At 56.7% G+C, this 12,785-nt stretch carries 12 protein-coding genes and 1 pseudogene; 6 read left to right on the top strand and 7 right to left on the bottom strand.

What is annotated here, in order from left to right:
- Positions 1-90 precede the first annotated feature (90 nt).
- The 4 genes from ACNAOV_RS03825 to ACNAOV_RS03810 are packed head-to-tail and all read left to right on the top strand — an operon-like array spanning position 91 to position 4,179.
- Positions 91-609 carry a hypothetical protein gene (locus ACNAOV_RS03825; protein ID WP_141650093.1) on the top strand — a complete coding sequence of 173 codons (519 nt, stop codon included), beginning with the start codon at positions 91-93 and terminating at the stop codon, positions 607-609.
- The gene (locus ACNAOV_RS03820; protein WP_101433110.1) at positions 606-1,319 is read left to right on the top strand and encodes an ABC transporter ATP-binding protein; all 714 of its coding nucleotides are present in this window, start codon (positions 606-608) and stop codon (positions 1,317-1,319) included. The genes ACNAOV_RS03825 and ACNAOV_RS03820 overlap by 4 nt, the downstream gene beginning before the upstream one ends.
- A 47-nt stretch (positions 1,320-1,366) precedes the next feature.
- Complete coding sequence (locus ACNAOV_RS03815; protein ID WP_045924218.1) at positions 1,367-2,812, top strand: FtsX-like permease family protein; 1,446 nt, start codon at positions 1,367-1,369, stop codon at positions 2,810-2,812.
- A gap of 17 nt (positions 2,813-2,829) precedes the next feature.
- Positions 2,830-4,179, top strand: a complete 1,350-nt coding sequence (locus ACNAOV_RS03810) for an ABC transporter ATP-binding protein (RefSeq protein ID WP_181415147.1) — start codon at positions 2,830-2,832, stop codon at positions 4,177-4,179.
- On the opposite strand, the pseudogene ACNAOV_RS03805 reads toward ACNAOV_RS03810, so the two are convergent.
- Positions 4,154-5,316 (bottom strand): annotated as a pseudogene (locus tag ACNAOV_RS03805) (IS1249 family transposase). The gene ACNAOV_RS03810 and the pseudogene ACNAOV_RS03805 overlap by 26 nt on opposite strands.
- Positions 5,317-5,632: 316 nt before the next feature.
- On the opposite strand from ACNAOV_RS03805, the gene ACNAOV_RS03800 reads away from it, so the two are divergent.
- Together ACNAOV_RS03800 and ACNAOV_RS03795 are read left to right on the top strand one after the other, a co-directional pair.
- Positions 5,633-6,145: a hypothetical protein gene (locus ACNAOV_RS03800; protein ID WP_045925197.1), complete on the top strand. Its 513-nt coding sequence runs from the start codon at positions 5,633-5,635 to the stop codon at positions 6,143-6,145.
- A 22-nt stretch (positions 6,146-6,167) separates the two neighbouring features.
- Positions 6,168-6,614: a hypothetical protein gene (locus ACNAOV_RS03795; protein ID WP_015022033.1), complete on the top strand. Its 447-nt coding sequence runs from the start codon at positions 6,168-6,170 to the stop codon at positions 6,612-6,614.
- Positions 6,615-6,749: 135 nt separating this feature from the next.
- Here the strand turns inward: ACNAOV_RS03795 and ACNAOV_RS03790 are convergent, their stop codons facing one another.
- From ACNAOV_RS03790 to ACNAOV_RS03765, 6 genes are all read right to left on the bottom strand, one after another.
- Positions 6,750-7,310, bottom strand: coding sequence for a hypothetical protein (locus ACNAOV_RS03790; protein ID WP_416518015.1), 561 nt, complete (start codon positions 7,308-7,310; stop codon positions 6,750-6,752).
- Between the two features lie 373 nt (positions 7,311-7,683).
- Positions 7,684-8,031, bottom strand: coding sequence for a hypothetical protein (locus ACNAOV_RS03785; RefSeq protein ID WP_015022035.1), 348 nt, complete (start codon positions 8,029-8,031; stop codon positions 7,684-7,686).
- 24 nt (positions 8,032-8,055) lie between these two features.
- Entirely contained in the window at positions 8,056-8,319 is a 264-nt protein-coding gene (locus tag ACNAOV_RS03780) for a hypothetical protein (RefSeq protein WP_141650026.1), read from the bottom strand.
- 154 nt (positions 8,320-8,473) lie between these two features.
- Positions 8,474-9,904, bottom strand: a complete 1,431-nt coding sequence (locus ACNAOV_RS03775; RefSeq protein ID WP_015022037.1) for a ParB/RepB/Spo0J family partition protein — start codon at positions 9,902-9,904, stop codon at positions 8,474-8,476.
- A 699-nt stretch (positions 9,905-10,603) separates the two neighbouring features.
- Positions 10,604-11,767: an IS1249 family transposase gene (locus ACNAOV_RS03770; protein WP_416518014.1), complete on the bottom strand. Its 1,164-nt coding sequence runs from the start codon at positions 11,765-11,767 to the stop codon at positions 10,604-10,606.
- A gap of 77 nt (positions 11,768-11,844) precedes the next feature.
- Positions 11,845-12,612, bottom strand: a complete 768-nt coding sequence (locus ACNAOV_RS03765; RefSeq protein ID WP_416518013.1) for a tyrosine-type recombinase/integrase — start codon at positions 12,610-12,612, stop codon at positions 11,845-11,847.
- Between the last annotated feature and the right edge of the window lie 173 nt (positions 12,613-12,785).

The following is a 12,785-nucleotide window of genomic DNA, read 5'->3' as shown; positions in this document are numbered from 1 at the left end:
GCAACGATGGGAGACGCAATGATTGGGGAAGCTGTATACATGCGGGCGACGCACCCAGGATCTCCTTTCTTTGTCGATAGCCGTAGTCTCATGGCACATGCCGAAGAGTCATGGGATCCTGAACCTGACTGTCCGATAGGATGGGCTTCAAATAAATCCGTAGTATGGACATATATGCAGCCGACTGCTTGCATAATGAGGACCCACGGATGGAAAATTCATGTGACGGCTTCCCTTGACAATGCACAATCAGTTTTAGAAAAAGTTTCTAAAATCTGTATTTCAGAGCATGTTATGTTCAAATATCTCAGGGATAAACAACAGTACCGATCCTCCAATACCAAATATGCAGGACGCAGCTCTAGTGGAAAATTCATAACCATATATCCCTTTTCTGATGAGCATCTTGAAAGATTAACCCTCAAACTAGAGGAAGCAATAGGCGGTGAACCAGGACCTTATATCCTCAGTGATTTAAGGTACAATAACGGACCTATCTTTTTCAGATATGGGGCGTTTGTTTCAATAGAAATGTCCGATTCAGTACTCGTTGTCGTGGGGCTTTATAATCGCATGAGGTCTGGCGATACTCTGATCTCAGTACCATGAAGGTTAATATTATGCGTGATGGTGTGGTAGTAGCTGAACAGCTAAGTAAGAATTTCGTCTCGGGTGACGGGACTCCCACTGTGGTGTTCAATGATCTTTCTTTTGTTGCTGCTGGTGGTGCCATGACCGCAATTACAGGGCCCTCTGGATGTGGTAAGAGCACCTTGCTATATTGCCTTTCTGGTCTTGAACAGCCATCTCAAGGAAATGTGTGGGTGCTGGGTGAGGAACTAACTAAGAAGAACCAGCGTAACTTGGCTTTGTTTCGCAGATCGCATATCGGGTTTGTGTTTCAGTCCTACAATCTTGTCCCGTCCATGACCGTTCGTGACAATATCCTGCTCCCCTTGACTCTCAGCCATCGCAAGGTCGATCAAGGAAGCATCGATGCCCTCATGGATAAGTTCCACTTGAGCGGGCACGACAATGACGCAGCTAGTTCGCTCTCAGGTGGTGAGCAGCAGCGGGTATCCTTGATTCGCACCTTGGTCGCGGATCCCGATGTTGTGTTCGCCGATGAGCCGACAGGTGCTCTTGACCAGAAGTCCGGACAGTTGGTTTTCTCGCAGTTGCGGGACTTCTCCCATCGACCCGGTAAATGCGTGGTCGTGGTCACACACGATCTCCGCCTGGCCCGGCAATGCGACGTCGTATACACCATGAGTGATGGCGGATTTGTCGCATCAGGGAATGTGGAAGAGCAAGCGTAGTTATTGCCCTGATTCTGTATGGCGATGCGGCGTGAAAGGTGTAAGTCATGAAGTGGGCGTTGAATGATCTGAAAGCCAATAGAGGAATCTGGGCCGGTGTGTTTCTTGTGCTTGTGGTCACGCAGACGATTCTGTGCGCCATGAGTGTATGCAAGGGAATCAATGATCTCAAACATGATTCCCCGGGGGAAGTGGGTGTGGTATCTCACCATCTCAGCACTAACGTGGACTCGGTCTACCAGATAGCAATGGTCCTGGGTTGCCTGGTCATTATGGTGACGATTCAGGCTTCCATAAGGCAGCGGCGGAAGGGACTTGCATTGTTGTCCCTGCTTGGTGCCACACCTAGGCAGGTGCTGACCCTCACCATGGTGCAGGTGTTCGTGCTGACTCTGATCTCCTCCATCGTTGGTATGGCGCTGGCGCCAATTCTTGCCCCACGGATTCTAAAGTTCCAGTTGGAGGCCGTGCTGTTACCGCCGCTTATCACTTTTACTTGGCAGGGTTTCTTAGACTTTGCTTTGAGGGGGCTTGCAGTCGGTTTCATTGTGGCTTTGTTGGGTGCTCTCTTTACTCTGCGTGCTTTGAGGAAAGTGCTTCCGGTTGAGCTGCTGAGAGGTTCAGGAACTGAGGAAGTCCACGTCACGAGAGCTGGGCGCGGTCTGAGGAGATTCCTTATTATCGGTGGTTTCATCGCCCTGCTGGCACCGGCTGTCGCTGCCGTCATCCTGGTGTTGAACGACCCCAAAACTCTGAGTAAGACCCAATTGGGCATCATCATGCAACCCATGTCATTAGGCCCGATCATCGCGATACTGCTGTTTCTGGTCGCTCTGGCCTATTCTGGAGGACCCATCATCCAATGGGCCACCAAAACATGGACGAATCTGGTTCCTGTGCAATCCGATGTCTGGAAGATCGCACGGGCACAAGCCATTGTGAGAAGTCGCGGGAAGGCATTCGGCTCCACCATCATCTCACTGACTGCTTGCCTGTTCCTGCTCGGTGGATTGTTAATCACAGGTCAAACCAGTACTGCTGCCATAAGTGGCTTTCCCCAGTTGAAAGACATGGGATCAGCCACACCGATAGAGCTTATGTCCAGCCTGTGGTCGGCCTTGCTCATTGCTGTAATCGGTGCGGTCGCCAGTTTCGCCATCTCTGCCAAGGAACGCAACCTTGATCTGGCCCTTATCTCCATCGCGGGCGCTGTGCCCGGACAGCTACTTGCCATATCGGCCTTGGATGGTTTCATCCTCGTGACCACCGGTATCCTTATCTCTGCGGGGGCCACCTTGCTCGTCGGAGTTTTCACCGCTGTGACATTCCTCCCTCTTTCCAAGAATCTCTTTGTAGTGGTCTTCCCCTGGAAGTTCTTCATTATCCTTGCTGTGCCCATTATCGCCGCGGGAACACTTTCCACATTTTTCTCTGCACGTTCTAGTTTGAAGCGATCGGCAATTGAAACCGTCCAAACAGCCATAGGCGAATAGCGGAAATCATGTCAACTATGCAAACTCAGCAACGTCAAAAAACCACAATTTTTAATGTATTCAGACTATTGAAACCGCACACAGCTATCACTGTTGTTGTGATGTCTGTGGGTATAGTGTCTTCAGGTCTGGCGTTACTACAACCTCTGTGTGTCAATTATCTTCTACACGCCATAGAACAGAGTCAGAAGTTGGTGAGACCAATTGCAGTCTTGGCGCTTTTGTTTGTAGCAGGCATCGTCCTGGATGGTTTGGGATCCAATATGGCAAACCGCCTTGCGGCGAAAATAGTTTTCGATAAACGTAGCAATCTCATTACCTGTATCCTCGGCCTGCCGGTACAAGAGTATGATAAGAGGGAGTCGGGTGACTATGTCTCAACTGTCATCTCAGATACTAATGAGTTACGCTCAGCCCTGTCATCAGACTTCTTTAAAGTGGCCGCGAATCTGTTAACAGCTTGCGGATCAGCTGTCGCTATGCTGTTCATTGATACCAGACTCTTTGCCGTGGCACTTATAACTTCGTGCACATCCATTCTGTTGATGATTGCTGCTTCTTCTCGTCTGCAGGCCTATACCGAACTGGTACAAGCTAAGACAGCAAGACTGTCTAATGCCATACTGCGATCATTAGCTGGAATTCGCACAATTAAGGCCTTTATGGCAACAGTGCCTGAAACGAAAAGAGTAGTCGGTACCGCAGAAGAAGTGTATCGGGCAACAGTAAAAGTGGCCAACAAGGAAACAATCATTCGGTCCATTGTGAACTGCGCCATACAGCTGACCTTACTAATCGTTTTTTCCTTTGGCGGCGCGGAAATAGCGAAAGGGGATCTTGATATTTCTAATTTCATCTCCTTTTCAATGTATTTGACTATGGTTGTTTCTTCGCTAAGCTCCTTTTCCTCATCTATAACCACGGCTTTCAAAGCTTTAGGACCACTCAGGAGAATAGAAGACATTGAATCTTTGCGCGATAAAAGCGAAACCGTAAGTTCGAGCAATATGCTTTCCCCAGATGGGCATTCCTCGTTTGATACAGCCAACATTACGCTGGAGTTCAAAGATGTATGCTTTTCTTACAATACAGCGGACAAAGATGATGAACGAAATACCACTCTGCAGAACATTAGTTTTAGCGCAGTCCCACACCAAAGAACCGTCATCGTGGGCTCGTCGGGTTCAGGTAAAACTACGCTGCTTTCCCTATTGGAGGCTTTTTATAGGCCGGATTCGGGGCATATCCTATACAACAATGTTGACTCAACTGATTTAAATGGGCCTATAGGAACTAAACGCGTTGTTTTAGGTTCTGTGTGTGGGTTTGGTTGTGTGTTGGTCAGAGTGTGGTGTTGGGGTATCTGACTGGTGTGTGGAACTCGTTCCAGTTGATGGCGGTGCCGTAGTGTTCGGGCTCGTCCTGTTCCTGTCTGGTTTCCCGTTTGGGTGCTGGTTGTGGCTGGTGGTGTTCGTCCCTGATCAGGCTGGCGGGGTCGGGGTTGTCGGTTTTCATGTAGCAGTGCCGTTCGCAGGCGCGTCTCATGTGGCTCTCGGGTGGGCCGTGGTGTTGCAGGAGGGTGCGTTTGATGGGTGAGTCGACTCCTCCTTCCAGCCGGTTGGTGGTGCGTTCCACTGGCCCGCCGGCGGTGGGTTCGGGTTCCAGGAAGGCGAAGAGCTGCCTGTCTTGGAAGAGGTGTTCGGGCCTGCGGTAGCAGCGGCGGAGTTCCTGGTGGGTCCACCACCAGGATTGGTGGCTGGCTTTGGGGTTGGCTGGGTCGTCCTTGGCCATGGTGCGTTCGTCGATGAGGGTTTTCCATCTTTCGTGCCAGGCGTTCAAGGCCTCACCCCGACGCACCGCTTCCTCGATGGTATGGACCCGGGTGGGCTGGTCGGAGAGTCGCTTGAGTTCCTTGCCGGCCTGAAGTCGTGGTTTGAGTGTCGGGTCGGTTTTGGTGGTGCGTTGCACGTGCACCAGGCAGCGTCGGATGCGCGTGCCCGGCCAGCAGGCATGGCAGGCTTTCTGCACGCCGCGAAGGCCGTCGGTGATGAGCACGTCGGGCCCGGGGATGCGGGAGGACAGGGCCGTGTAGGCCGCCGTGTTCTCCTGATGGCACCACTGCCAGTCGATGACCTGGCCCGTCTGCCCGTCGATCGCTATCAGGAGGCACCAGCCGTGTGCCATATACGTGCCGTCGGCCATGAGCGTGTGATGGACCACCCCGTCCGGTGTGATTGCCGGCTTGATGTTCCAGCACCAGCCGACCCGTTTACGCCAGGCCCTGGCGCCCATGGCCCCATCTGTTCCCGGGTCCTGCCCGTCAGCGGCCGGTCCAGGAACTCCCTCAACTGCGCGGCGCGGGCCCGGTCCTGCCTGCGCGCGGTGGACGTGATCGAGCAGGACGGACACATCCAGCGCTGCGTGCCTGATCTGTTGCGCCCATGCTTGCGCATCCGCCCATGGCATATGGGGCAATGCCTGGCCCTCTTCGATCTGGTTCTCATTCCCCAATCGAACAGGAACGGGCACCCCTGCAAGACCCCTATTAACAACCCGACCTATTAACAACCACCCAACACGCTTACAGCCACAAGGCCAAACCCCCAACATAAACAACGCGTTTAGTTCCTATAGCCCTATGATGGTGTAACGGTGGTGCTACTGTCACCGTTGATGTAATAACTCAAGAATGATAGTTAGGCCTATCTATCAGTGCAGTATTCCAGTTTTAGCTGGGTTGTCAGAGGTGCCATGGCTGACACCGCTGACTTCGTTATTGGTTATCAAGGATGAATTGACTCAACAAACGGAAAGGGGCTTATGATGAAAGCTCTGAACACTATCAAAAGTAGGTTGCTCGCCAGCGTTGCTGTTCCACTTGCGCTGTCTATGGGAGTCGCCATGGTTCCCAGTCAGGCGATGGCTGCAGAGCCTGTGGATACCGCTTCGACATCTATCGTGAGTCAAGTCACCGATTCGCTGACTCCGAGGGATGTGCTGGAGATAGCGGATACCGCATGGGAAAACGGTGATTATGAAGGTGCTGGCATCCTGACCGAGTATGCATTCTCGATGCATGATGGCACTGCCGGTAATGGCTTCCAATCGAGGAATTGGGCTACGACGATCGCCAAGAAAGCTGTCATTAAGCTTCTGCGCTGGGGAGGTTCCAAGCTTCCTGCCAAGATTGCTCCGTGGGCCGGTCGGATTGCAGACTTCCTGGAAGCCACCGGCGTCTGGACTCATGCCGCTATCGTCTCAGGTTTGATGCAGCTGGGCATCCCTTACGATATTGCTGAATACACGGCGACATGGGTTGATTTGTTCCTCTGATTCATGGAGAGAGGGGTGAGCGATGAGTGACCGTGGACGATCAGACCATGTAACGGTTTCGGATGCGATTACCGGTGTTGGTTTTTTCGGAACTGTGTTGTTGGGTTTTGTCTTTCCTTTTGCGGTCGGCATTGGTGTCACTTATCGCTTGCTCCCTTTCGGTGGCGTTCGTTCCTGGGTGCATGGGTGGCGTGGGGTTTTGGGTACCATCGTTATCTTTCTGTTGTGGTTCTTTGGTACCTACATAACTGATGCGTTGGTGGATGTGTTGTTTAGCATGAGCAGTCACAAGGTCTTGAAGAAGCTTGTTAGCGAAGTTGTGAGTTTTGTGTTTCTCATGGGGTTGATGGCCTTGGCCTTCAGCAGGTGGGAAGCCATGGCGCTCTCATCTTTGATAACTGAGGTTCTCACCATTCTCATCTCCCTACTCGTCATTCATGCCGTTGATGCTGCAGACAAGCATGATTAATCTAAACAACGATCATTCCTAGGGAATGAAGCGGATTCGAGTGCCCCTTTTATGGGGCGGGAGAAACGCATCGGACGCGGAGAGGTCTCCTCCTTGGTTTGGGAGGAGACCTCTTCGGTTTGGTTGTGTGTGGTGTTAGTCGTCGGTGGGGTTGATGTTCTTACTGAGGGCCAGGGCGATGAGCGCTGCGAGGTTGTTGGTTCGGTCGAGGGTGAGGGCTTGGACCATGTATGAGCTGGCTTGGTCGGGGTCGCGGGCGGCCCAGGCCAGGTAGGCTCTGGAGGCGCTGAGGTGTGGGGTGGGGCCGACGGCGGCGGTGAGCTGGTCGAAGAGGTTGTAGGCTCTGTCGGCGCGTTCCTGGTTGACGGGGGTCCGGCCTTCGAAGCAGGTGGTGAGGCTGGTGAAGATGAGTTTGACGGCGGCGGGGTCGTGGGGTTGTTCGGTGATGGTGGTCAGGTCGTCTCGGGTGGTGTCGGGGTTGATGGCGGCGACCAGGAGCGCGTCGCGGTGCGGCAGTGAGGTTTCTATCAGCGCGGCCATGCGGGTGAGCCGGTCGTGTCCTATGGCTTCGGGCTGGTGGGTGCCGTCGAGTATGCGCATGATGCTGTCGAGGGCCTGTCGGCCTGCGGTGAGCATGAGTTGGTGGTCCTGGCTCAGTTGCTTGACGTCGTCCTGGAGGCTGGTTGTGGTGTTCATGGGTGTTCCTTTCCTTGGTGCCGGGACTGTTTGTGCCGACGCCTGGAATGGCGGCCCGGGTATAGCGGAGAGTCAAGCCCCCGCGTGGATCCGAACACTCCCCCGGAGGCCGAGGGGGCATGCTGTTCGGCCCCCTCGGCCGGAGCGGGGTGTGGGCGGAGACGCTCGGGGCTTGAGTCGCAGCGGCCCGGGCCAGAATGGAAGGGGGCGGCACAAACACCACATTCCCAACCCCTTCAGCAGCACGCCGCAGGCGTGCGACAGCGGCGGCCAGACATCAAGGCGCAGCCGCCGATGACCACAACCCCGGCCGAGCCGAGCATGGAAAAAGGGACCCCGTTGAGGGGTCCCTTGATGATGTTGCCCTGATGGGTCAGGCCATCTGGCTTCGGAGTCCTGGGTAGTGGTGTGCCAGGTATTCGGCGGTGGCTTGGCGGATCAGTGCCGATAGGTTGGTGCCTTCTGTTTTGACGGCGGCTTCGGCCCATTGGTCCAGGGCCGGGGTGGTGCGTACCTGCCAGGTTTTGCTGGTGGGTTGTTTGAGTTCGTCGCGGGGGCGGCCGGCGAAGATGGAGAGCAGGTCGTCGTCGGTCAGGGGGCCGGCGTCGTAGCCCCGGTATACCCGGGTGCCTTCGATGGGTGTGAATTGGCCGGCGTCGGCCATGCGGTCGAGTGCTTCGGCGTGTGCTGCCCTGTCGGCGGGTGTCTGTGTGTTGGTCATGGTCTGGCTCCTTGTTGGTTGTGTCTATTGGTATCTGAGATGTTGCCACCGGCTGGTCAGCGGCATGGCGTGGAAGGCGTGGAGCTGGCCGTCCTGCCATTTGCTGACGATGACTTCGAGCAGGTTGTCGGGTAGGGCCCCGGGGTGTGGCTGGCCGACGAAGACCACCGTCATCTCGTCGCCGTAGCCCTCGATTTGTTCGTGGCCTATGGAGTGGAGGACCGCGTGCCTGATTTCGTCGTCGGCGCAGCCGTGCTTGCGGGCTGATTGCTCTATCTCGATCTCCATGACCATGAGTGTAGTACAAATTGCACATACAAACCAGTCGTGCGTTCCTCGCGTTGCGGTCTGGCTGTCCGAACGCGGGGCGTTCGACGATGCCGATTCCACCCCGTGGGGTGGCGCGAGGCATCGCTGCGCCGCCGCCGGCTGCGGGGTTCATTCACTCTTTGGTGTCCTCCTCCTGGTCGCCGTCGTCTGTTTCATCTTCGTTCCCTTCGTTGTCTTCCTCTTCAGGTCGGGGCACCAGGTCGCCGTCGAGACCGGATTGCTCTTCGTCGCTGATGGCGTAGCCTGCGGTTTGGAGGGCACGGTAGAGGGGTTTGAGCAGGCCGTCTATGTCGTCTTGGCTGCGCCAGGTCTCGTGGTTGATCTGTGTCTCCATGATGGCGTGGCACAGGGCGAAGGCCGTCTGGGTGCGGCGACTCTCGTCAAGGTCGGCCTTTTGCGCCAGCTCGGCTTCCTGGTCCTGGACGATGGCGCGCCATGTGTCCCGCACCTGGTCCCGGCTGACCCACCAGGTGCGTTGGCTCGCTTGGGCGATGACCAGCATGGACAGGGCCTGGGACTGGTTTTTGGCGGGGCGTTTGAGGGACATGAGCCGTTGCGTGTAGGCCAGCCGCAGGTCGTGGCTTGCCGTGTCCAGTTGCTTGGCCGGTGCGATTTCGGCTTCTTGTTCGGCTTGCCACCTGGCCAGGTCATCCTCTCTTTGCCGGCGTTCGTCCTCCTGGTCCTGTTGGGTGTATGGCTCCAGCAGGGTGATTTTGACGCGCCACTGTCCGCCACGGTCGAGCAGTCCGGCGGCCGTGGGTTTGTCGCCTTCCCATTCCTCCAGCCATGTGTCGAGGGCCTGCTTGGGGTCGGGGTCGGTATCCGGGGAGAATCGGGCGATGGTGCGCCAACCTTCCGGGTCAGACCAGGATTGTGATGGTGTCAGCGGCACGATGGGCAGCCCGGCCTGCTTGATGGCTTCCTGGGCCTGTTCGATCCACTTGTCCAGCGACCGTTTGGCCTGGACCTGGTGCAGTGTCATGTTCCAGTTGTTGGTGCCTGCGGCTTTGATGAGCTGGTCTTGCAGGCCTTCGTCGTCGCGGAAGTCGGCTATCGTCTCCAATTCCTCGAAGCTCAGCTGGGATGGCAGCGCGAGTATTTTCTCGTCGTCGATGGACGATATTTTGAGCCGTCGCTGCACGGTGCTGCGGCTGCGGCCAGTGGCTTTGGCCATCTGGTCCACGTCTTCGCCAAGGTCCAGGAGGTGGGCGTATCCGCGTGCCTCGTCCAGGGCGGTGAGCTGGTCACGGTGTATGTTCTCTACCAGCATCACCTCCGCCTGGGTCTGCTCGTCCATGTCGGTGATGATACAGGGCACGGTTGCAAGGCCGGCCTGCTCGGCGGCCGCCAGCCGCCGGTGTCCGATGACCAGGGTGTGCCGCCCCTCCTGGTTCGCCGGTGTGACGACCAGGGCCTGCTGTATGCCTTGGGACGCGATGCTCATGGCCAGCTCCGACACGTCTCCTATCTCGCTTCGGGGGTTGGCGTCGTTGGGCCTGATGGCGTCGATGGGCAGCATGGTCACTGTGGTTGTGGTGTTCATGGGTGTTCCTTTCCTTGGTGCCGGGACTGTTTGTGCCGACGCCTGGAATGGCGGCCCGGGTATAGCGGAGAGTCAAGCCCCCGCGTGGATCCGAACACTCCCCCGGAGGCCGAGGGGGCATGCTGTTCGGCCCCCTCGGCCGGAGCGGGGTGTGGGCGGAGACGCTCGGGGCTTGAGTCGCAGCGGCCCGGGCCAGAATGGAAGGGGGCGGCACAAACACCACATTCCCAACCCCTTCAGCAGCACGCCGCAGGCGTGCGACAGCGGCGGCCAGACATCAAGGCGCAGCCGCCGATGACCACAACCCCGGCCGAGCCGACCAGTTTTATGTTTGCCGATTGAAGGGTGATCTGCAGTAGCTCATGATAGAAGAAAGACCATCCGATAAGAAATGTGTTTATATTGTGAAGCTTTATCTTGATGAAGCTTTCTAACTGATATCCCGAGTATATTAAAGCTTGTTAGAAGCCGCCACTGCCTCTATCATATTTATATGATATGCACACTAGGGCGGCACTTTTTTATCTAAAGGGGTGTAACTGAGATGGACACCGCTCGTATTCCTTACCCTTCGCATCCTTATCAGAGCTCAGCCAATCTAGCCTCTATGCTGATACAGAACGGTCTCTCCGGCATCAGGGGCTATAGGAACTAAACGCGTTGTTTTAGGTTCTGTGTGTGGGTTTGGTTGTGTGTTGGTCAGAGTGTGGTGTTGGGGTATCTGACTGGTGTGTGGAACTCGTTCCAGTTGATGGCGGTGCCGTAGTGTTCGGGCTCGTCCTGTTCCTGTCTGGTTTCCCGTTTGGGTGCTGGTTGTGGCTGGTGGTGTTCGTCCCTGATCAGGCTGGCGGGGTCGGGGTTGTCGGTTTTCATGTAGCAGTGCCGTTCGCAGGCGCGTCTCATGTGGCTCTCGGGTGGGCCGTGGTGTTGCAGGAGGGTGCGTTTGATGGGTGAGTCGACTCCTCCTTCCAGCCGGTTGGTGGTGCGTTCCACTGGCCCGCCGGCGGTGGGTTCGGGTTCCAGGAAGGCGAAGAGCTGCCTGTCTTGGAAGAGGTGTTCGGGCCTGCGGTAGCAGCGGCGGAGTTCCTGGTGGGTCCACCACCAGGATTGGTGGCTGGCTTTGGGGTTGGCTGGGTCGTCCTTGGCCATGGTGCGTTCGTCGATGAGGGTTTTCCATCTTTCGTGCCAGGCGTTCAAGGCCTCACCCCGACGCACCGCTTCCTCGATGGTATGGACCCGGGTGGGCTGGTCGGAGAGTCGCTTGAGTTCCTTGCCGGCCTGAAGTCGTGGTTTGAGTGTCAGGTCGGTTTTGGTGGTGCGTTGCACGTGCACCAGGCAGCGTCGGATGCGCGTGCCCGGCCAGCAGGCATGGCAGGCTTTCTGCACGCCGCGAAGGCCGTCGGTGATGAGCACGTCGGGCCCGGGGATGCGGGAGGACAGGGCCGTGTAGGCCGCCGTGTTCTCCTGATGGCACCACTGCCGGTCGATGACCTGGCCCGTCTGCCCGTCGATCGCTATCAGGAGGCACCAGCCGTGTGCCATATACGTGCCGTCGGCCATGAGCGTGTGATGGACCACCCCGTCCGGTGTGATTGCCGGCTTGATGTTCCAGCACCAGCCGACCCGTTTACGCCAGGCCCTGGCGCCCATGGCCCCCATCTGTTCCCGGGTCCTGCCCGTCAGCGGCCAGTCCAGGAACTCCCTCAACTGCGCGGCGCGGGCCCGGTCCTGCCTGCGCGCGGTGGACGCGATCGAGCAGGACGGACACATCCAGCGCTGCGTGCCTGATCTGTTGCGCCCATGCTTGCGCATCCGCCCATGGCATATGGGGCAATGCCTGGCCCTCTTCGATCTGGTTCTCATTCCCCAATCGAACAGGAACGGGCACCCCTGCAAGACCCCTATTAACAACCCGACCTATTAACAACCACCCAACACGCTTACAGCCACAAGGCCAAACCCCCAACATAAACAACGCGTTTAGTTCCTATAGCCCTCTTCACATCCGCGCCGGCCTTGATCGCAAGAGAGGCGTAGGTGTGGCGCAGAGAGTGAATGACCAATCCTTCAATATCCTGCATGCCGGCATCACGCAGGGCCGGCGCCCACATATGCGATTCCGCCCAGTTGGTGGTGGTCTGCCTGCCACCTCGCGGTCCACGCAGCAGATAATTCTCAGTACCATGGTCCTCCAGCAAAGTCTTGACCATGGGCAACAGCTTGCTGGGTATGGGAACGAACCTGGTCCGGTTCCCCTTCGGAAGGGTTTCGACCAAGTGTGAGTTGGCATCGACCGACTGGGTACGAAGCACGTTAAGCCGGTTCCTGCTCAGATCCACGTCTCCACATCTCAGGGCCAAGGCTTCACCGATACGCAGCCCCGTGTATGCAAGCAGGTAGACGACCGTGGCGTTAGCCGAGTCCATCTGCCCAGCAATAATCCTGATCTCCTGTGGAGTCAAATATATCCGCCGTTGAACCGTCCTGTCATGTGGCACTTTGGCCTTCGCCACCGGATTTGAGTCAATCCAACGGTTCTCCACCGCTACATCCAGAATGGACCCCAGCACAATCTTACCCACTGAGCGAATCGACGACGCAGACAGTGTGGAGGCGGAACCTTGTTCACCTCCATAAGGCGCAGTCCCCTCGGCCAGGCTGACATACCAGTGCTGGATCTGCACCGTGGTAATATCCCTCAAGGCCACATTCCCCCATCGGGGCATGACCCAAACGCACAGCTCGCACCTGTAACGTCCCTCGGTCGAACCCTTAATCGTACCTGCGAGACCCTGTTGCCATAAGTCCGCAGCCTGCCGCAAGGACCGGCGTGAGTCCCTGGAATCCATGTACCGGTTTGACCGTATCCGGTCCTCGATCT

The sequence above is a fragment of the Bifidobacterium asteroides genome (assembly GCF_048001765.1).
GTDB lineage: Bacteria > Actinomycetota > Actinomycetes > Actinomycetales > Bifidobacteriaceae > Bombiscardovia > Bombiscardovia asteroides_K.
This window is presented reverse-complemented; position numbering and strand designations above follow the sequence as displayed.